Origin of the sequence: Paenarthrobacter sp. TA1.8 (assembly GCF_048595705.1) — a bacterium.
Taxonomy (GTDB): domain Bacteria; phylum Actinomycetota; class Actinomycetes; order Actinomycetales; family Micrococcaceae; genus Arthrobacter; species Arthrobacter nitroguajacolicus.
The window spans coordinates 2511476-2531697 of sequence record NZ_CP184287.1 but is presented as its reverse complement, the minus strand read 5'-3'; the positions used below and the strand labels follow the sequence as shown (position 1 = coordinate 2531697).

The window sequence follows — 20222 nt, the reverse complement described above, 5'->3', positions numbered from 1 at the left end:
GTCAGTACGTTTGATTCTGCCATTGTCTTCCTCGGTTTACTCGCTAAGAATGAAGCATGCCGGTATACATGAGGTCCCTTGAAACCGCCGTTCCGCAAACCATCCTTGTCCAGCAGCAAGCCCGTGACGTTTTCGCATCCCAACCCGGGCTTACAAGGCTGGGAACGCGCCTCGTGAGCACTTGTTTCGACTCAGCAGCCATAGACACCCGGTACACCGCTGTAGCTGAGCTCAGCCTTGATGCACATCCTGAGAATCCGCAGTTTTTCGACCCCGAGACCAATCGGGTCCTGAGCCCCAGCACGAAAGTCCGGAACGAGATCTTTGCAACTGAAGCCACCAAGCTGTTCGTGGAGGCAGGCAAAGCCGCAGTGGCTCAAGCGCCGGGGATCGACCTGGATGACATCACGCACGTCATCACCGTGTCCTGCACAGGATTTTTCAATCCCGGTCCGGACTACAAGGTGGTCAGGGCTCTGGGGCTCAACCCTGCCGTCCAGCGCTACCACCTTGGATTCATGGGCTGCTATGCAGCTTTCCCCGCGCTCAAGGCAGCCAAACAGTTTTGCCTTGCCGACCCCACTGCGGTTGTCCTGGTGATTTGCGTTGAACTCTGCTCCTTGCATGTGCGGACCTCAAACGACCCGGACACGATCATGGGGTCCGCGATATTCGGCGACGGCGCGGCGGCCGCCGTCGTAACTGCGCGGGAACTGCAGGGACCCGAGCCGGCCATCCGGCTGGACCACTTTGAGACGGTCCTGACGCCTGTGGGCGAGGAAGCGATGGCCTGGAACATCGGCGACGAAGGATTTGAAATGGTCCTGGGCTCGTACGTCCCCCACATTATCGAGGAACACATCACCGGTGCCCTGGCGCCGTTGCTCGCCAAGGATCCTTCAGTGGCGGGCCTCCCCTACCGCGACATTACCCACTGGGCCATCCATCCCGGCGGCCGCAGCATCCTGGACAAGGTCGAGTCGAAGTTGGAACTCACCCAGGAGCAGTTGGTTCCGGCGCGGGAAACACTGAGGGAATACGGGAATATGAGCAGCGCTACTGTGTTGTTCGTCCTGAAGTACATGCTGGAGCAGCCGGTCAGTGAACGTGAGGAGCGTATCTGTTCCATGGCGTTCGGCCCCGGCCTGACGGTGGAGACGGGACTTTTTACACTGGTCTCTCCCGCCCTGTGAGGCCTTGGGGATCCCTCCAGGAGAGGGACCTGCACGCCGTCGAGGAGATGGACAAAGCTGACTGCGATCCCAGGCGCCTTAACAGGACCTACGCTCGTTTTCCTGTGGTGAACAGGCTGTTATCGGGGTGGCACGGGACGTATCGTCGACGACTCCGTCCGCTGTTGGTAACCAATGGTTCGGCGTCCGTGCTGGACATCGGAGGTGGCAGCGGTGATGTGGCTCGGAGCCTTGCGCGGTGGGCCCGGCGGGATGGCTTCAGGCTCACAGTCACAGCGATTGACCCGGATGAGAGAGCCTTTGCCTTCGCCTCCAAAGCGCCTCGCGTGGAAGGTGTCAGCTACCGTAAGGCACACAGCTCCCAGCTGGTCGCTGAAGGGCGGAAATTCGACGTCGTCATCTCCAACCACATCCTTCACCACCTGGAACCGGGGCAGCTTGCGGCGGTCCTCCACGATTCAGAGTTGCTAAGCCGGGGGCTTTGCCTCCATAACGACCTCACTCGCAGCAACATCGCGTACCTGTTGTTCCTTGCGGGCTTTTGGCCGTTGGGCGTCGGCTCCTATATTTGCGGGGATGGTTTGACGTCCATCAGGCGCAGTTACACCGCGGCGGAACTGAAAGCCGTTGTTCCATCCTCATGGTCAGTGGAACGAAACGGGCCGTGGCACCATCTCCTCTTTCATGAAGGTCCGGTTCGTGAATTTCCCCAAGCTGATGCCAGGCACCCATTGGAGGACCGTGCCTGACGTCGTGATTGTCGGTGCGGGGCCAGTAGGCCTGTTCATGGGGGTTCTGTTGCTCCAGCGGGGGCACCAGGTCCGCATACTGGAGCGCCGGAGCAACAGGAGTAGCAGTTCGAGGGCCATCGGAATCCACCCTCCGGCATTGGCGGAGCTGGCACGCGCGGGAGTCGCCGACCCTTTGGTAACTGCCGGGATCCACATTAGGCGGGGTGTGGCGTACAGCCGGCGACGGCGGGTGGCCGAGCTCGCGTTCGACGGCGACGCTGCCTTTCCCTTCATCCTTGCCGTTCCGCAGATGATCACCGAGGAAGTCCTGGAGTTGGCGGTAAAGGAACTGGATGCTCATGCGGTCGTCCGGGGTGCCGACGTCCAGGAGATCGACGCCACCGGGAGTACCTTGCGAGTCCGCGCAGATTCGCCTTCCGGCAGCTTGGAGGTGGGAGCCCGTTTGGTGATAGCCGCCGACGGAGCGCATTCAACCATCCGTCGACGCTACCTGCCGGGGGTGCCCGCCCGCAGCTATCCGGACTGTTACACCATGGGCGACTTCCCGGATGACACCGGGCATGGCTCCGATGCCGTCTTGTACCTGGAACCCGAAGGAATCGTGGAGTCTTTTCCCCTGCCGGGGGGTGTCCGCAGATGGGTTGTCAGGCTGGGCGCACCGCACAGGAATCCGACGCCGGTGGGGCTCGCTGAGCTGATCACAGCCAGGACCGGTGAGGTGCTGGACATAGCCGGCAACTCGATGCTGAGTGCTTTTGAAGTACGGTCGCGGCTGACTCAGCGCATGGTTCACGGCAGGGTGGTGCTTCTTGGGGATGCGGCGCACGAAATCAGCCCCATCGGAGGGCAGGGAATGAACCTTGGCTGGTTGGATGCTGCAGCTCTGGGCCCCATCATGGATGCATCCCTGCGGGGCGCCAACGTAGGACGCGAAGTGGTGAATTTCGAGAAGTTACGCAGGAAAGCGGCGCTTCGCGCTTCACGTCAGGCAGGGCTCAACATGGCACTGGGCAGACCGCTGCCGCCTCCCGCCATGGCAGCAAGGAACATGCTCTTCGCAAGCGCCCTGGCTGTACCGGCAATTTCAGAACTGGTGGAGCGTCGCTTCACCATGCGTTAGGTATTTCCGGGGCGCGGGCTATTCCGGCGTCGTGTAGTAGCAGTCGTACGTGTCCTGGCTGATGATCAGGCCATCCCGCAACTCGAAGACCGCAGTGCTCCTTGCCCGGATGGTATCGCCGCGGTCCCAGTGCGGCAGGTCAAGAAGCAGTGTGGCTGACCAGTTCATCTCCAGTACCACCCGGTTGTCCTGGCTTGTTGTGCGGACCACCTCAAAACGCTGATCGGAGACGATGTCCTTGCTATGGTCTGCGCCAGCCAACGTTTCTGCCAAGTTCCGCGTGGAGCCCGTTTTGGACAGGGCGTGCGGCCACTCCGTGAGCTTGAAATCGTCGGCCAGGAAAGGCCGCAGTTCAGCAGCCCCGCCACCGGCTTCAACCGTTCGAACAAACCCGAGTACACAATCCAAAGGGGTGGAATCGATCATTCGTCGAGCCTAGCCCACACTCGCGAATGCCTTCATCGCGTTAGGCTCACTGTATGACGCACCAACCTCATCCTGAGGCCACGAGCCCCGCCACGGACTACAACCCCACCCGGATACGTGACGCTGTCCGACGGTTGCTTGATGCAGACGGGCTCCCGACCATTGTGCAGGCCGGGCACCCCGTACTGCGGCAGTTGGCGGCCCCGTATGACGGCCAGGTTGATGATGCCGAGTTGGCCGCTTTCATCGAACGAATGAGGGACGTCATGCATGACGCCCCGGGCGTTGGACTGGCCGCCCCACAGCTGGGCATCCCCCTGCAGCTGGCCGTCCTTGAAGACAAATATGAGGTGGACCCGGAGTCTGCGGCAGTGCGTCACAGGGAACAGCTGGAATTTTTCGCGGTCATCAACCCGGAGTACCGTCCACTCGGTACTGAGACGGCCTCGTTTTATGAAGGGTGCCTCTCCGTCAGCGGGTATCAGGCTGTTGTGACACGACACCGGAACGTCGAGTTGCGCTACACAAGTCCCGCGGGCGAACCCGTGGAAGAGTGGTTCTCGGGGTGGCAGGCCCGCATTGTGCAACACGAAACGGACCATCTCCACGGCATCCTGTATCTGGACCGGGCCGAACTGCGCTCCCTTTCCAGCAATGCTGAACACTCGGCCCGGTGGTTCGCGCCGGAGATTGACGAGGCCCGCCGGGCTCTGGGATTCCTTCGCTGACGTAGAATCCGGCCAGTACGGCTACGGCTGGTCCTCTGGTTGATTGGCATCCGTTGGAAGGTACTGCGCCCACCAACGGAGAATGTGGTCAAAGCGCTGCCTCCGGTGATGTGGCGTCCCGGACCGTGACAACTCGTGGTCTTCCCCAGGAAAGATCAGCAGGGAAGTGTCCACGCCCTGGGCCTTCAAATGTGCGTAGTACCGCTGACCCTGTTCGATGGGGCACCGTAGATCGTTCTCGCTGTGAATAACCAAGGTAGGTGTATCGACACGCGAAACTACGGCCATGGGACTTTGGGCCGTCATCTGTTCCGGTGTCCCTCCGGTGTATTCGGCCCCGAAGAACCAACCGATGTCCGCGGAACCCGAAAAGCTGACAGGGTCCAGGAAGCCGCGCTCCACAATCGCACCCTTGAACCTGTGATCGTGGGCGATGGTCCAGGCGGTCAGGTAGCCACCATAGGAACCCCCCATGATCCCCACCCGGTCTTTATCCAAGGCGTCAAAGGAGGCCAACGCTGAGTCGAGGAACGCAAGCACGTCCTGCATATCCAGCGTCCCCATACGTTCCTTGATGGCGCGCCCATGGGCCTGGCCGTAGCCGGCGGACCCTCGTGGATTGCACATGACAACTGCGTACCCTGCAGCGGCGTAAACCTGCGCTTCATCGAAGAATGCGCCTGTGTACTGGGAGAAGGGGCCGCCATGGATGGTGAGCAGGACCGGGTGTGGGCCTGGGCCATCAGGCAAGGCGACCCAACCATGAAGGGGGTGTCCGTCGGTGGATTCGGCGTCGAAGTCCAGAGGTTCCGTTACACGGGAGTTGTTGCGCAGGATGGCGGAGAAGTCCGTGAGGAGGCGGATCTCTCCCCGTTCAAGTGACGCGACATCTCCCACGGTTGAGGAATCGGAGAAACTTACGGCAATTTCCCCGTTGGCAGCCACCGTCGCCCCGACAACTACCCGGGCACCGTGGACCAGGGGTGTGATCCCACCTTCCGCCGTCACGTCCAGCAGTTCGACACTTCCCAACGCTGTGTTCAGCACCAGCACACTGGCTGGTCCGCTGGGTTCCAGCGGACCGGACACGTCCAAATGTTCCTCGTCGGTCAGCGCCGCAGCCTCTCCCCCTGCGATGGGCATGACGTACAGAACAGAATTCCGAGCCACAAAGTCCTTGCCGGTGTGTCCTAAGTTCTGGGCCACGTAAAACAGCCAACGGCCGTCCGTGGAGGCACGGACAGCCGTGACAGTCTGCAACGTCTTGTTGGAAGGTTCGACGACGGTCGGCTGGCCGCCGCCGGCGCCGATCCGGTAGACGGAGGTGACCAGGTCGTCGTCGTGCCCTTCATGGAGGGCGGCAACGAAGTACAGGTGGGAGCCGTCAGCTGAAAAGCACGGCGACTCGTGGTCCGAGTCGCCGAACGTCACCTGCTGTGCAGTAGGAACCCGTGTACCCGTCCGCGTCGGCTGTTCATGGGCGGCCCTCCCGCGCGGAATAACCACCGGTTCGCCGCCCAGCTCCGGGACTTCAACCACAAACAGCTGCTGACGCTGATCTGCCGTATAGCCGAGGCCATTCATCCTGTATTGGTTGGTGGTGATCAGGCGGGCATCTTCACCGCCGGATGGGACTCCATCCACCGTTCCATAACGGCCTTGCTCGGGCACGCGGGCCTCGAACGCGATGCGGTGGGAGTCCGGCGCCCACACGAACCCACCCACGCCGGCCTGCTGGTCCGTGATCCGTTGTGGCTCGCCACCCGCGGCCTCCACGACGAATAGCTGCGGCTTGCCGTCCGGGTCGCTCCTGAGGAACGCCAATACCAGGCCGTCGGGAGAGAAAGCCGGGGAACTGTCCCGGAAGCCGCGCGTGATGCGTCGCGGATACTTGGTGGTGTCCAAAGGAATGCTCCACAGCTGGCCGACATAGCTGTCAGCATCAAAGTCCGGCCTCACGACGGAAACCACCGCCTTGCTGCCGTCGGGGTGGATTGCCGGGGCGGACACGGTGTTCAGCAGATGCAATTGCTCGGGTTTCACGTTGGTGAGCCTAGCCCGGCGGTTCCACGCCCGGCACCAGACACTCCGTCCGCCGTAGGATTGAAGCCATGTTGTCCCACGCTGTTGCTGCCCTCCGCTGTCCTGTTTGCCAAGGGACGTTCCAGCTCAGGGAAGGCCAGCAGCGGACTCTCGCTTGTGAGGCCGGACACCTGTTCGACGCCGCTAAACAGGGCTACTTCAACCTGCTGACAGGCAAAGGCACGGTCTTCGAAGCCGATTCTGCGGACATGGTGGCAGCCCGTCACAGGTTCCTGGAGGCCGGACACTACTCCGGACTTGCCCGAGCCCTTGCCCAAGCCGCCGCCGGACCACTTCAACGTCCCGACGCGCTGGTTCTGGACGCCGGAACCGGGACCGGGCACTACCTGGCCGCGGTCCTTCAGATGTCAGGGGCGACGGGAATCGGTGTGGACATTTCCAAGTTCGCACTGAGGCGCGCCGCCCGGCTCAATCCGCAGGCCGCCAACCTTGTTTGGGATGTTTGGCGTCCGCTGCCCATGGCGGATAACACTGCGGACGTGGTCACAGTGGTCTTTGCCCCGCGAAACCCCGCCGAGTTTGCCCGTGTGCTGCGCCCCGGGGGCTCGTTGATTGTTGTGACACCCAGGCCAGGCCACCTCGCTGAGATCGCAGCCCGGACAGGGATGCTTGGCATTGAAGAGGGCAAGGATGAGCGGCTGGCAGAATCCATGAAGGGCTATTTTGACTCTGGCACCAGCCAAAGCCTGGACCTTCCCTTGCTGCTGAGTGGCCAGGAGGTAGCTGACCTGGCCTATATGGGTCCGGCCGGGCACCATCTGAATCGTGGGGAGTTGGCCGAATTGGCAACCTTGGAAGGTTCCGTGGCAACCACAGCGAAGTTCCGGATCAGCGAATTCGTCGTCTCCTGACGTGGGACGGAACGTCGGGCTAGGATGGAGGAACAGTGACTGTGATCCCGCTCGCGGGATCCGGGACCAAGGGGGAAATGATGTTTGAATGGCTCGGCGAGAATTGGTGGGCCCTCTGGCTCACGGTCTTCCTCGCGTTCGCAGTGGTGGAGATGCTTACCCTCGACCTCTTCTTCATCATGCTGGGCGGCGGTGCCCTTGCCGGGCTGATCGCTGACTTCGCGGGGGCCGACTTCTGGCTCCAAATCGTGATCTTCTCAGTGGTCTCCCTCCTGATGATTGTCTTTGTCCGGCCCGTAGCAATGAAGCACCTTCACAAGGGACCGGCGGAACAGCGCAGCAATATCGACCGGCTCATCGGTCAGTCCGCTCTGGTCATTGAAGCCGTGAGCGGAACCAGCGGACTCGTGAAGATCGGCGGAGACGTGTGGAGCGCCCGCAGCACGGCCGGTGTTCTCGACGCCGGTTCGACGGTCCAGGTCACCAGGATCGACGGCGCGACGGCGGTAGTAGCCTCGCCTGCCGAGAACAGCCCGCGCTAGGCGCGCCTTTGAATTTCAGCGGTTGCCGATCCGGGCAGCCTGCCCGGGTCCAGTCGCATCAAACCACGCAATTGGGGAATGAAGGAGATGTATGGACGGCTTAGGAGGAACAGCAGCGGCAATTGTGCTGATTGTTCTCGTCATTTTTGTCATCATCGTGTTGGTCCGTTCGGTAAGGATCATCCCGCAGGCACGTGCCGGCGTCGTTGAACGCCTCGGCAAGTATCAGCGGACGCTCAACCCGGGACTAACCATCCTGATCCCGTTCGTCGACCGGCTGCTGCCGTTGCTTGACCTGCGTGAACAGGTGGTGTCGTTCCCGCCTCAGCCGGTCATTACCGAGGACAACCTGGTGGTCTCGATCGACACCGTTGTCTACTTCCAAGTCACTGATCCCCGGGCGGCAACCTACGAGATCGCCAACTACATCCAGGCCGTGGAGCAGTTGACCACCACCACACTTCGTAACGTGGTGGGCGGGCTCAACCTCGAAGAAGCCTTGACCTCCCGCGACCAGATCAATGGCCAGCTGCGTGGTGTCTTGGACGAAGCTACGGGCCGCTGGGGAATCCGCGTGTCCCGAGTCGAGCTGAAGGCGATTGATCCGCCCCACTCCATTCAGGACTCGATGGAGAAGCAGATGCGCGCGGAGCGGGACCGCCGTGCTGCGATCCTGACGGCTGAAGGCACCAAGCAGTCGCAGATTCTCACCGCCGAAGGGCAACGGCAGGCAGCCATCCTCGCGGCTGAAGGTGACGCGAAGGCGGCCATCCTCAGGGCAGACGGTGAAGCCCAAGCCATCCAGAAGGTCTTCGACGCCATTCACAAGGGCAACCCGGACCAGAAGCTCCTTGCGTACCAGTACTTGCAGACACTCCCCAAGATCGCCGAGGGAAGCTCGAACAAGCTCTGGATCATCCCGAGTGAAGTCGGTGAGGCGCTCAAGGGTATCGGCGGCGCCCTTGGAGGCAACAACGGTGACTCCCCCGTTGGTCTCTTTGGAAACAATGAACAGTCCGGGACTTCAGACCCGGCAGCAGCAGTCCCGCAGCATCGGCCAGCTGAATAATCCACTGTCGCAGGGTCAACGAGCGGTCAGCCATTCAGGCTGACCGCTCGTTGTCTGTTGGTTCCTTTTGAGTAGTTGGCGATGATCCGCGTATAATGGGATATTTGTCCGGCTGGTTCAGCGTGGATGGAACATTAAAGCTTGGCCAGGCGTTGCAATTAGTGATGCAAGGTGTGCAGAAGTAGTCCGTAAGGATCGTGAAAACGGCTTACGGCTAGCGCGGAGTTCCTGCTCCGCGAACAGACAGAGGGAGTAATCATGAGCGATCGCAGCCTGCGGGGTATGCGTCTTGGCGCCCAAAGCATGGAAACAGAATCCGGCGTTGAACCGGCACCGCGCCAGCGGGTCGAGTACCGTTGCGAGGATGGCGAGCAGGTCTTCGTGACCTTCTCCTCCGAAGCCGAAATTCCCCCCGTATGGGTTTCCAAGACCGGCAAGGAAGCGCTGCTGGTTGATGGCGAGCGACCTGTGGACGCCAACGAGAAAGCTGTCCGCACCCACTGGGACATGCTCCTGGAACGCCGCAGCCTTCCCGAGCTCGAGCAGATCCTCGAGGACCGTCTGAACATCCTGCGTGAGCGCCGTGGAGAGCGCCGCTCCGCATAATATCGGTTGCTGATTTAAAGACAAAGGCCGGGTCCGGTTCCTCTTGGGAACCGGACCCGGCCTTTCTGCTTGGAAAGGTACGAGCTACTTTGCCACTGCGGGCGACTTGCGCGTGAGTTTTTCCCAACGTGCTGCCAGTCCCCATTTGGTGACGTTGATCATGGCTTCCACGACGATGTTGCCGCTCATCTTCGATGCCCCGAGCTCACGTTCGACGAAAGTGATGGGACGCTCCTCGATGCGCAGGCCAAGCTTGGCCACGCGCCACGCGAGGTCAACCTGGAAGCCGTAGCCAACCGACTCCACTTCGTCCAGGTTGAGCGCCTCCAGCGTGCTGCGGCGGAATGCCCGGTAGCCTCCTGTGACGTCCTTGATCTTGACGCCGAGCATGATGCGGGCGTAGGTGCTGCCGATGCGGGAGATTGCCTGGCGGTAGAGCGGCCAGTTAACCACGCTGCCACCGGGAACCCACCGGGAGCCCATGGCGAGGTCTGCACCCTCCTTGACGGCGTCGAGCAGAAGCGGCAGTTGCTCCGGCTTATGCGAACCGTCGGCGTCCATTTCAACCAGGACGTCATAGCCTGCAGCCAGTCCCCACTTGAAGCCGGCGATGTAGGCGGCCCCAAGGCCTTCCTTGCCCTTGCGATGCAGGACATGCACCTGGCTGTCCTCTGCCGCGAAGCCGTCGGCAAGCTTTCCCGTGCCGTCAGGGCTGTTGTCGTCGACCACCAGGACATCGGAGTCGGGTACTGCTGCGCGCAGCCGTCCCAATGTCACGGGGAGCGATTCCAGCTCGTTGTAGGTGGGAATGATCGTCAGGACACGCAAGAAGAGGCCTTTCCTTGATGGAGCGGTCAGTGTGCCGGAGCAGCCTGGCGGCTGGCGTTCTGGCGCAACTCTCCATTATAGGACGACGGCAAGGATTCATTTGGCGGTTGTGGTCCCGGACACATTGTCCGGGTACAGGCAGAACAATGATGGGCAGACCTGGCTTCGTTCATTGCCCCAGTTCAGGCGCCGCACGGCAGCGGCAAAATCCTGCCTCACACCCTCAGCGACTCGTGGGCGAACAACTCTCGACCCTCGCGCACTGTCTGAAGGCAACGGGGGTCGCTGCCGGTGTCCAGGGCCGGCAAAAGGGGCGTCCGTGCCCGTGGATCAGTGCTCCAGGACTGAACGCGGCTATCAGCCACCTGGACCATCAGTTCGTCCACTTCCCACACAGCGAAACTGGCCGGCGCGCCCGGGACCAATTGGCCCATCAGCGGGTTCCGGTGTTTGGTAGCCCGCCACCCCGCCCGTGTATGGCCTAAGAATGCGGCACGAGCCGAGATCCTTTGCTCCGGGTTGCTGTGCTCCAGGCAGGCTCGTACGCTCGACCACGGGCGGAGAGGGGTGACAGGGCTGTCACTGCCGAAAGCGATAGGGACGCCGCTTGCGTAGAAGGAAGCAAAGGGGTTCATCGTTTGGCTGCGGCCACCCAGGCGCTGTTCGTAGAGCCCGCCCGGGTGACCCCACGCAGCATCGAAGCCGGGCTGCACGCTGACCGACACTGAGTACTTGGCCAGCCGGTCGATGGCGGACTGGTCAGCCATCTCCACGTGTTCCAGCCGATGGCCGGCTGACCGGAGGCGCTGTTCGCCCACCTCGTCAGCCGCTGCGTCCAATGCTTCCAGCACTGCCCCCAGCCCGGCGTCACCTATGACATGAAACCCAGCCTGAACTCCCAGGAGGGACGTGGCCACAAGGTGTTTGGTGGCATCGGCCACTGACAGGTACAAACTGCCACGTTGGCCCGGTGCATCGGAATAGTCATCCACGAGGGCCGCTGTGCGGGAGCCGATTGAACCGTCAATATTGAGGTCGCCGGCAAGGCCCAGGACCCTCGCGCCTAAACCGTCAAGAATAGCTTGGGCGTGCTCCTCCGAGGTAGCCAACTCGCCCCAATAGGCAAGCACCTCCGGCCGGTTCCCGTGTTCGTTCCAGGACATGGCCATCCTGAGGTCCTCGGCCCCGCAAATATGCGGTGCGGACATCTCGGCCAAGGCGACATATCCGTGCGAAGCGGCCTCCTGTAGGGCTGACTCCTGGTATCCGCGCCGTTCGTGTTCCGGGAACTTCCGTGCAGTCAGCCGGGCGGCCGTATGTGCCGCACGAACAACGCGGGCGGTGCCGGAGAAACCATCGAGGCCATCCAGCCCTGCGGCCGCGGCCAACGACGACGAAACCAGGGCGGAGTGGACGTCGATGCGTGACAGGTAGACAGCCCGCCCGGCAGACGCCCTGTCAATTTCCTCCAAGGTGGGGAGCGTGGAGTCGTGCCACGTCGTTTCATCCCAACCGTGGCCCAGGACTGTGCCCGAGCCGCTGGCGGAGGCAACGGCGTCGAGTAGTTCCTTGGCCGAACGTACGCCGGTGAGCTGCAGTCCGGACAGGGCAAGGCCTGACTCCGTCAGGTGTGCATGGGAGTCCACGAATCCCGGCGCCAGGAGGGCTCCGCGGAGGTCAATGACCTCCATGGATGAGTCAACTATGGAAGTAGCAGCCTGTTCGGAGCCGACCCAGGCAACGGTATCCCCGTCCACCACCAGCGCGGTGGCAAAAGGATCTGCGGCGGTATAGATCGAACCGTTGCGGTACATCGTGACCTTGCGGTCCTTCGCGGTGCGGTCCTGGCCGGCTGGCACGCCTGGCTGATTCATGCGTTGTGCTCCTCGAGCGTTGAAAACATTCAATGAGAGTAGGGGCGCTAAGCCACTGTTGAGTAGGCAACGACGCCGCGTCGCACCAAGTCGATGGACTCGCGGCAAATGCGGGCCAAGCGTGGGTCGAGTTGAGGGATCTTGGCCAGCTGGTCGAGGAGGTCCACCACTTGCTTGGCCCAGCGCACAAAGTCGCCGGCGGCGAGGTCGGTTCCGCTGAGCACGTCCTGAAGATGGCGTCCCTTGGCCCACTTGTACATGGGCCACATCAGGCCGAGTTCCGGTTCGCCGGTCAATGGCAGCCTGTTGCGTTCCTCGGTATCCTCCAGCTGGGACCATTCGCGGATGACGATGTCTATGGCTGATTCCAGGGCAACGCTGGGCATCCTGGGCCGAAGGCCGCGGTCTTCCCGTTTGGCTTGGTAAACCAAGGTGCTGGCAAGCGAGGCCAGTTCGGCGGCGTCGAGGTCGTTGATGGCACCGCGCCGCACAGTCTGGGATATGAGCAGGTCCTTCTCACCGTAGATCCGCCGAAGCCGCTGCCCGTCGAGGCTGATGGTGACATGTCCGGCGTCGTTGGTTTCCAGGTAACCGTAGACAGACAGGACATCGCAGACGCGGTCGAAAGTCTTGGCGATGGTATTCGTCCTGCCTTGGATCTGCCTGACCAACCCATCGGTCTCCCTGCGCAACTTCCACCAACGCTCCGACCACCGTGCATGGTCTTCACGTTCGCTGCAGCCATGGCACGGATGAGCCCGCAGGGCCCGCCGAAGGTCCGCGATCTTCTTCTCCTGATCCGGCAGGCGCGCCCCGAGGCCAAAATCTTCGTGCCTGCTGTTGCGACGGCTGTGGGGTGCGTCCTCACTGATGGCATGCCGCATCGACGAAGCGAGGTCCCGGCGGGATTTGGGGACCTTGGCATTGAAGGACTTGGGAATCCGGATACGCGTCACCGGCGATACCGGACCGTCGAGGTCGTGGACACCGATGCGCCGCAGCTGGTTATCAGAGGTAAGAACGGAGGGCCTTGGTTCCCTGGCGTTGCGGTCCACCTCCAGCACAACGGCATGTCCTGCGAGCCGGCCGCTGTAGATGCTGATGACGTCACCGGGGATCAGGCGCGCGAGGGAATCCGCTATATGGGATTTACGGGCCCGCTGATGGTCGCGGGCGGCGAAATTCTCGGCGTCGCTGAGTTCGCGCCGGAGCTTTGAGTACTCGGTGAAGTCACCCAGGTGGCACTGCATGGACTTGGCATAGCCCGCCAGCGATTCTTCGCGCCCCCGCACCTGCCGGGCAAGGCCTACCACGGAGCGGTCAGCTTGGAACTGGGCAAACGAGGATTCCAGGATTTCACGGGCCCGGACGCGTCCGAACTGGGCAATCAGATTGATGCTCATGTTGTACGTAGGCCTGAAACTGGAGTTCAGGGGGTAGGTGCGTCGGGAGGCAAGGCCGGCTACGGCAGCCGGATCAGTTCCCGGCTGCCACAGCACAACGGCATGGCCTTCGACGTCGATGCCACGACGTCCGGCGCGACCAGTGAGTTGGGTGTACTCCCCCGCCGTAATGTTGACGTGCGCTTCGCCGTTGAACTTTTCCAGTTTTTCAAGCACGACGCAGCGTGCGGGCATATTGACGCCAAGAGCCAGCGTTTCGGTGGCGAAGACTGCCTTGACAAGTCCGTCGGCAAAGAGCTTCTCCACCACTTCCTTGAACGTGGGAAGCATGCCTGCGTGGTGGGCAGCAAAGCCCCTGATGAGACCGTCGCGCCAACCCCAGAATCCGAGGACGTCGAGGTCGTCCGCCGGAATTTCGTGGCTCGCCTCGTCCACCCGCTGGGCAATGATCTGCTGTTCGCGTTCGGTGGTCAGCCAAAGTCCCGATGCTGCGCACTGAGCGACGGCGGCGTCACAGCCGGCTCTGGAGAAGATGAAGGTGATGGCAGGCAGGAGATCCTGACGCCTGAGGCTCTCAATGACTTGCGGACGGCTGGCTTTCCGCACGGGACTGCGCTGCTCGGATTGCTGCCGCTCATCGCGATAACGGTCCTGACGACGCCGACTCCGGCCACCGTGGCCGAACCGGCCGTTCATGTTCATCCGGCTCTCGGAGCGGGCCATGGCCAACAGGTCCGGATTGACCTCGAACTCGGGGCCGGTGACTGCTTGGCGGACTGTGTCTGCAGACGAGCGCTTGGCTGAGGCGCGCCGGTGGTCAGCGGTGACAGGCTCGGCCACCACCTCATGGGCCTCGGAAAGGTCCGGTGCTTCGGTTTCCTGCATTCCCGGGGCTTGGGGCGCAATTTCGTCGAACGTTGTGTCACCGGCAAAGAGATCCACTATTTCACGGCCCACCATGACGTGCTGCCAAAGCGGTACGGGACGGTGTTCGGAGACAATGACGTCGGTATCGCCCCTCACGGTATCCAGCCAGGCGCCGAACTCTTCCGCGTTGGAAACCGTGGCACTCAGCGAGGCAACCTGCACTTCGCTGGGCAAGTGGATGATGACTTCTTCCCACACGGCACCACGGAAGCGGTCGGCCAGGTAATGAACTTCGTCCATCACCACAAACCCAAGATCGCCAAGGGTTTCGGAGTCGGCGTAAAGCATGTTCCTAAGAACTTCGGTGGTCATTACCACTACGGGAGCTTCGCCGTTAATAGTGGTGTCACCCGTAAGCAATCCGACGTTGGCCGACCCGTATTTTGCCGCCAGTTCAGAGTATTTCTGGTTGCTCAAGGCCTTGATGGGAGTGGTGTAAAAAGCCTTGAGTCCGCGTTCCAAAGCCAGGTAGATGGCGAACTCGCCAACTATCGTCTTACCAGCACCGGTGGGGGCCGCCACGAGAACGCCGCGACCCTCCTGGAGGGACCTGCACGCCTCACGTTGGAAGTCGTCCAGTTCAAAGTCCAGGGAACGTGCGAAGGCGCCCAGATAAGTTTTCGACTCAGCCGCACGCTGGGCTGCCGCCTGGTAACGGTCTGATGGAGATGAAGACCCGGAAATGGAGGACATGCATCAAGCCTAGTGGCCCAAGGTCTAGAGATTCTCCAGATCCGTTGCCGGGGTTGCGATGTCTGCAGTGGCTTCAGTCTCAGCCGCCCGCTTGATGGCACGGCGCTCACGGCGGCGGTCATTCAGGACGCAGACACCGATCGCCGCGAAGAACAGGAGCAGCATGGGCGCTGCGAGGTAGAACATGCTCATGGCGTCAGCGCCAGGAGCGGCCATCGCAGCGAACAGGCACACCAGGAAAATGGTGATTCGCCAACTCTTGATGAGCTGCTTGCCCTTTATGAGTCCGGCTAGGTTCAATCCCACCAGCACCACGGGGACGAGGAAGGCGATTCCGAAGGCCAAGAGGAGCCGAAGGACGAAGGCCAGATAGATTTCGGCGCTGATGAAGTTTGAGCCGCCCACCGGAGTGAAGTCGGTCAGGACGCGAACAGCGTTAGGCAACACCAGCCAGGCAAGCAGGACACCGCCGATGAAGAGCGGTACGGCTGCTGCCACGAAGGACAATGCCAGGCGCCGTTCCTTCTTGTGGAGGCCCGGAACGATGAAGGCCCACAGCTGGTAAATCCAGACCGGGCTTGACAGGATCACGCCAAGAAAGACCGACACTTGGACCATGAGGTCGAACGAACTGGCGACGCCATCAAAGTTCAGCGTGGCAGCGCGTCCCTCTTTTTCGTTGAGGTCCTTGATCGGCTTGATCAGCGCCTCCAGGAGAGGCTGGTAGACGATGAAGCCCACCACTGTTCCCAGGATGACGCCGATTGCAGCCTTGAAGAGCCGGTTTCGCAGCTCCTTGAGGTGGTCCAGGAGCGCCATCCGGGCTTCGGGGTTGGCCTTGCGCCCCTTCGTCTCTACCACTTCTCTTTAGACGCGGTTGGAGGGCGGTACGTCAGTCTCGCCGTTGTTCTTGGCCTTGACGTCCGGGTGGCCCACTACTTTGCCTTCCACGGCGTCGGAAGCGTCCTGGGAGTCCTTGGCTTCGGAAGAACCATCCTTCTTCATTTCGCGGACCTCAGACTTGAAAATGCGCATCGACTGCCCAATGCTGCGCGCCATGGACGGCAGCTTCGGCGCTGCAAAGAGCACCAGAGCCAGGACGATGATGATGATGAGATGCCAGCCTTCGAGCCTCATGTGGGGAGGTCCTTTCCTTTTGGATACATCCTACGTCTATCTGAATTCAATGTCGTGCAGGGATTGGGGTTGACCCCGCTCGGCTTTGCGCTTGACGCGTCGTTGACGACGAACTTCCTGACGGAAGGCTTTGGCCGTCAGGTAATCATGACGCATCTGTTCCGGTGAGGCAAAAATTGCGGACCCCGGCGCGGGCCGTGGTTCGGCGGTTTCAACGTCGGAGGTTTCCTGGGAAGGAGCAAGGTTGCTGAAACGTTTACCCGCGGCACCTAAATCATGAACAGTTGACATGAATTTCTTGTACAGGCGATAGCCCAAAGTCAGGTGAAAGAGCAACGACAGGGCTATAAGCGCGATCCACAACAGGATCCAGAACCACCAAGGCATCTGAGTAGTCTAGCCAGCCTTCGTGGTGGAAGGTGAGTTGTATTGCGCGAGGGCCGCGTCGACCCACGCGCGGCTTTCCTGCTGAAGGTGCCCGGGTTCGAGGATCCGAACGCTGCCTCCATGCTGCGAAACGAACATCGGAAGCCACTCGGCGTTGCCGAACCGAACTTCGGCGACCAGACCGCCGTCGGGCAGTTGAGCGGTGCGTTCGGCGTAGTAGTCGTCAGCCAATCCGGCTCCCTGACGGGTCAGTTGGAGGACAACCAGCACGTCATCGTCGCTGGGCGTGAACAGCCGGGCCGGAAAATCCTGCCCTGCCGTTGCCGGCATGGACACGGCGCGGCCGTTGGCCTCCAACGCTTCTACCCGGTCCAGCCGGAAGTTCCTGATTCCGGCCTTGCTGTGGCAGTACGCCTCGAAGTACCACGTATTGTCCAGCGAGTAGAGCCGCAGCGGGTCCACGTCACGTTCGGTCACTTCGTCGCGTTGCAGTGAGAAGTACCTGAGTCGCAGTTGCTGCCCCTCACGGATTGCGCGGGTTATTGCGGCGAAAGCTTGCGACTGTTCCGGCGCCACCGACTGTCCGGAGACTGAGCCGGCCAATCGTGCGGCCTGCCCGGCAGCGCCTGTCAGCTTGATGGTCACGGATTCCAGGGCGCTCCCCGACTCATCCTCAAGCATTCCTGCCAGTGCCGGCAGATCGCCTAGCATGGCCAGGCCGGTCAGCAACGCAGCCGCTTCGTCTTCACTGAAACGCACTGGACGGTTCAAATCGAGGTGCTCGGAGATGTAGACGTGATCGTTTTCCCATTGGATGTCGAGGAGGTCGTCAGGGTATCCCTCGGGCAGCCCCGAACAGATCAGGATCTTCAGGTCATCGATCAGTGCCTTGCGGCTGATGTCAAAGTGATCGGCCACCTGCTGGATATGCAGGCCTTGGTGGTGAACCAGGAAAGGAACCAGTTGCAGCATCCTGGCGAGTTGGTCTTCAGAGGTGCGTTTGCGCGCCCGCGGAGCACGGCCCGCTTCGGGAAATTCAATGAGTATTGGCGGAGAGTCATCAAAGTCAGCGGCAGCCTTGAGGCGGCGTACGACGGCGGTGCGCAGCTCTGTGGGTCCAGCCACCTTGATATGGGGGCCGTAGGAGGCCAGCTCTTCGGCCAGCTGCTCAGGATCCCGGAAATCCACGGTGATGCGGTCACGACTGCTGGCATCCGGGGCTGCCTCGACGGACACGGCCCTTTTGCGCAAGGCAAGCAGCCTGTCCTTATCGACGTCCAGAATGGCTTGTTGGACGGGCAGTTCATTGAGTGCGTCCAACTCGGCCCGGGCGCTGAAGCCCTCCGGTGGTTGGAAACTGCTCGTGGTTACAACGGTCACTGCGGTAGTCATCCGTGAGAGCCTGAAGAGCCTTTTGGCCCCTCTCCCCCGATCCCAGCCAGCGAGGTACCACTGACCAAAGCGGCTGCCCAACCCCCATGGCTCGACTTCGCGGACTTCTTCCCGGCCGGTACTGACCGCGAGGTAGCCGAAGCGGACAGGATGCTTGCCGTGCATGGCCGCAACGACGTCGTCGAAGGCTTGTCCGGCAGGTTTGATCCTGGGTTGGACGCCCGCAGGCAGGTCAACATCCGTGAAGCCTCCTGCGGCCTGCAGCTTGCGAACGGCGTTGGCAGCCGCTGCTCCCAGGGCAGCGCGTTCCCACAGCTGAGCCGCCAGCAGAAGCACAGTGCTCTCCGCAGTCGTCAGGCTCACATCAGGAAGCCGGTTGGAGTCCTTGCCGATCCGGTAGCGTGTCGAGGCGGGGTCGTCCGCACCGAAGTTGCGCGGGTCCATCAAGGTCTCGATCTCGAAGCCAAACTGCTTCAGATCCACTTTGTCGCGCTCGAACATCCGTCCAAAAGCGACATCATTGTCCGCTGAATCGTGGTAGACCTTTTCGCGCAGCACGGCACGTGGAAGGCCCACTTTGGTATTGAGCAAAGCCAGGAGAAGGTTCAGGAGACGTTCAGTGCGGGATGCGGACACGGTTGCTACGTTACTAAAAACCAGCGGGAAAGCAGCAAGGCGCGTCACCGACCGGCAAAACCGGAGGGTAACGCGCCTTGCGAACGCCAGAGTCCTAGCGAACAGCCACGAGGTCGACCACGAAGATCAAGGCCTCGTTGGGCTTGATTGCTCCACCAGCGCCACGTGAGCCGTAGGCGAGCTCCGACGGGATCTCCAGGCGACGACGGCCGCCCACCTTCATGCCCAGAAGGCCCTGGTCCCATCCCTGGATGACCTGGCCGACGCCCACACGGAAGTCCAGCGGAGCGCCACGGCCCCAGGAAGCGTCGAATTCTTCGCCGGTGGACCAGGCGACGCCGACGTAGTGGGTGGACACAGTGTCGCCGGCCTTGGCCTCGGGGCCGGTGCCCTCAATGAGGTCCGTGATAACGAGGTCCGTGGGGACGTCGCCTTCAGGGAAGTCGATTTCGGGCTTGGTGCGGTCGAAGTCACGCTGACCAAATGACATGGTTGCTCCTAAGTGAAAGGGACGGAGAAGTTTTCAGGAACCAGCATAGCCAGAACCTGGTTGGGATCTACTTTTTGCCGGTGATCTCTACGACGAAGACCAGCGGGCCGGCAGGTTTGCCCTGGGCAGCGGCGTTCGGGCCATACGCGAGATCCGTCGGAATCGTCAGAAGAACCTTGGAACCCACCTTTTGGCCTGTGAGGCCAAGCGTCCAGCCCTTGATGACCTGGTTCAGGCCAAAGGTAGCGGCCTCCCCGCGGTCATAGGTGGAATCGAACTTGGTGCTGTCTTCCCAGCGCCAGCCACTGTAGTTGGCATCGATCGTGTCAGAGCTTGTCAACTCCTCGCCGGTGCCCTCGGACAGGACCTTGACTGAAAGACCGGCAGGCACATCAGTCTTGGGGATGTCCACGGAAGGTACGCCCTTGTCGTCAAAGGTCACCTTGGGAAGCTTGCCGTCTTTGTCCAGCTGCTCAGTTTCTTCCTTGCTCAACAGGCCGGGGGCGTCCTTGGCGGAGGCGATCTTGAATACCACCAGTTGTGTGGACGCAGGTGCCGTTGCAGAGGAGTTGCCCGGAGCGGCGATAGCTACATGGCTGCCAACTTTGGCGCCGATGATGGCGTCGAAGATCAGCTCATTGCCGGTTTTCATCTGCTCGGAGAGCTCGATCGGCTGGGGTCCTTTGGTGTAACCGTCCTCCAGCGTCTTGCCATCAGTGCCATCCACTGCGACGAACACCAGTTCGGCGATTTGACCCATTTTGACGGGCTCTCCGTCACCTTCGCTGACGACCTTGACGGTGGGTCCCGTCACCGCCAGCGGCTTGGAGAAATCAAGGGCGGGCGCTTTGTCATTGCCGTTGTCCGTCACCTTCAGGGAGTCAAGCTTGGAGACGTCCCCAACAGACTTGCTGGTGGGCTCAGCGGCCGGAGTGCTTTCCCCACCGCAGGCGGTAATGAGCAGGAGGGCGGGAAGAAGTATTGCTAGGAGTCGGCGCACAAAAAGACACTTTCGTCGGGGCAAAGGGACACTCGGAAAGGCGCGTAGCGCATCCAAGCAAGGTG

19 protein-coding genes are annotated in these 20222 nt (G+C 61.6%); 8 read left to right on the top strand and 11 right to left on the bottom strand.

The window, feature by feature from the left end; genetic code table 11:
- The first annotated feature begins 56 nt into the window (after window positions 1-56).
- From ACNAOT_RS11650 to ACNAOT_RS11640, 3 genes are read left to right on the top strand one after another with little or no spacing between them, the layout of a single operon-like run.
- Entirely contained in the window at window positions 57-1193 is a 1137-nt protein-coding gene (locus tag ACNAOT_RS11650) for a type III polyketide synthase (protein ID WP_420178137.1), read from the top strand.
- Window positions 1190-1942 (top strand): class I SAM-dependent methyltransferase, encoded by a 753-nt coding sequence (locus ACNAOT_RS11645; RefSeq protein ID WP_420178136.1) that lies wholly within the window; start codon window positions 1190-1192, stop codon window positions 1940-1942. Before ACNAOT_RS11650 ends, ACNAOT_RS11645 begins: the two co-directional genes overlap by 4 nt.
- Complete coding sequence (locus ACNAOT_RS11640) at window positions 1935-3065, top strand: FAD-dependent oxidoreductase (RefSeq protein ID WP_420178135.1); 1131 nt, start codon at window positions 1935-1937, stop codon at window positions 3063-3065. The genes ACNAOT_RS11645 and ACNAOT_RS11640 overlap by 8 nt, the downstream gene beginning before the upstream one ends.
- Before the next feature lie 18 nt (window positions 3066-3083).
- Here ACNAOT_RS11640 and ACNAOT_RS11635 read toward each other — a convergent pair whose 3' ends face one another.
- On the bottom strand, window positions 3084-3491 hold the full coding sequence (locus tag ACNAOT_RS11635) for a nuclear transport factor 2 family protein (protein ID WP_017200970.1): 408 nt from the start codon (window positions 3489-3491) through the stop codon (window positions 3084-3086).
- Between the two features lie 53 nt (window positions 3492-3544).
- On the opposite strand from ACNAOT_RS11635, the gene ACNAOT_RS11630 reads away from it, so the two are divergent.
- Window positions 3545-4219: a peptide deformylase gene (locus tag ACNAOT_RS11630; RefSeq protein WP_420178134.1), complete on the top strand. Its 675-nt coding sequence runs from the start codon at window positions 3545-3547 to the stop codon at window positions 4217-4219.
- 21 nt (window positions 4220-4240) lie between these two features.
- Here the strand turns inward: ACNAOT_RS11630 and ACNAOT_RS11625 are convergent, their stop codons facing one another.
- Entirely contained in the window at window positions 4241-6262 is a 2022-nt protein-coding gene (locus ACNAOT_RS11625) for a S9 family peptidase (RefSeq protein ID WP_420178133.1), read from the bottom strand.
- 68 nt (window positions 6263-6330) lie between these two features.
- On the opposite strand from ACNAOT_RS11625, the gene ACNAOT_RS11620 reads away from it, so the two are divergent.
- The 4 genes from ACNAOT_RS11620 to ACNAOT_RS11605 all read left to right on the top strand — a co-directional run bounded on the left by ACNAOT_RS11620 (window position 6331) and on the right by ACNAOT_RS11605 (window position 9390).
- The gene (locus ACNAOT_RS11620; RefSeq protein WP_420178132.1) at window positions 6331-7173 is read left to right on the top strand and encodes a methyltransferase domain-containing protein; all 843 of its coding nucleotides are present in this window, start codon (window positions 6331-6333) and stop codon (window positions 7171-7173) included.
- A gap of 80 nt (window positions 7174-7253) precedes the next feature.
- Window positions 7254-7715, top strand: coding sequence for an NfeD family protein (locus ACNAOT_RS11615; RefSeq protein ID WP_043471323.1), 462 nt, complete (start codon window positions 7254-7256; stop codon window positions 7713-7715).
- A 91-nt stretch (window positions 7716-7806) separates the two neighbouring features.
- Complete coding sequence (locus ACNAOT_RS11610) at window positions 7807-8784, top strand: SPFH domain-containing protein (protein WP_091470760.1); 978 nt, start codon at window positions 7807-7809, stop codon at window positions 8782-8784.
- 258 nt (window positions 8785-9042) lie between these two features.
- Complete coding sequence (locus tag ACNAOT_RS11605; RefSeq protein WP_011774875.1) at window positions 9043-9390, top strand: RNA polymerase-binding protein RbpA; 348 nt, start codon at window positions 9043-9045, stop codon at window positions 9388-9390.
- Between the two features lie 84 nt (window positions 9391-9474).
- On the opposite strand, the gene ACNAOT_RS11600 is transcribed toward ACNAOT_RS11605, so the two are convergent.
- The 9 genes from ACNAOT_RS11600 to ACNAOT_RS11560 form a co-directional block, all read right to left on the bottom strand.
- Entirely contained in the window at window positions 9475-10218 is a 744-nt protein-coding gene (locus tag ACNAOT_RS11600; protein ID WP_091470758.1) for a polyprenol monophosphomannose synthase, read from the bottom strand.
- 215 nt (window positions 10219-10433) lie between these two features.
- Window positions 10434-12092 carry an amidohydrolase gene (locus ACNAOT_RS11595; protein ID WP_420178131.1) on the bottom strand — a complete coding sequence of 553 codons (1659 nt, stop codon included), beginning with the start codon at window positions 12090-12092 and terminating at the stop codon, window positions 10434-10436.
- Between the two features lie 47 nt (window positions 12093-12139).
- Window positions 12140-15115, bottom strand: coding sequence for a DEAD/DEAH box helicase (locus ACNAOT_RS11590; protein WP_420178130.1), 2976 nt, complete (start codon window positions 15113-15115; stop codon window positions 12140-12142).
- Between the two features lie 24 nt (window positions 15116-15139).
- Entirely contained in the window at window positions 15140-15976 is an 837-nt protein-coding gene (gene tatC / locus ACNAOT_RS11585; protein WP_091470754.1) for a twin-arginine translocase subunit TatC, read from the bottom strand.
- 6 nt (window positions 15977-15982) lie between these two features.
- Window positions 15983-16252 (bottom strand): Sec-independent protein translocase subunit TatA, encoded by a 270-nt coding sequence (tatA, locus tag ACNAOT_RS11580; RefSeq protein WP_017200960.1) that lies wholly within the window; start codon window positions 16250-16252, stop codon window positions 15983-15985.
- A gap of 36 nt (window positions 16253-16288) precedes the next feature.
- Window positions 16289-16639 (bottom strand): hypothetical protein, encoded by a 351-nt coding sequence (locus ACNAOT_RS11575; protein ID WP_091470752.1) that lies wholly within the window; start codon window positions 16637-16639, stop codon window positions 16289-16291.
- 9 nt (window positions 16640-16648) lie between these two features.
- The gene (locus ACNAOT_RS11570) at window positions 16649-18667 is read right to left on the bottom strand and encodes a helix-turn-helix transcriptional regulator (RefSeq protein ID WP_420178129.1); all 2019 of its coding nucleotides are present in this window, start codon (window positions 18665-18667) and stop codon (window positions 16649-16651) included.
- 94 nt (window positions 18668-18761) lie between these two features.
- Complete coding sequence (locus ACNAOT_RS11565; protein WP_017200957.1) at window positions 18762-19157, bottom strand: FKBP-type peptidyl-prolyl cis-trans isomerase; 396 nt, start codon at window positions 19155-19157, stop codon at window positions 18762-18764.
- 67 nt (window positions 19158-19224) lie between these two features.
- Entirely contained in the window at window positions 19225-20157 is a 933-nt protein-coding gene (locus tag ACNAOT_RS11560; protein WP_420178128.1) for an FKBP-type peptidyl-prolyl cis-trans isomerase, read from the bottom strand.
- Window positions 20158-20222: the final 65 nt, after the last annotated feature.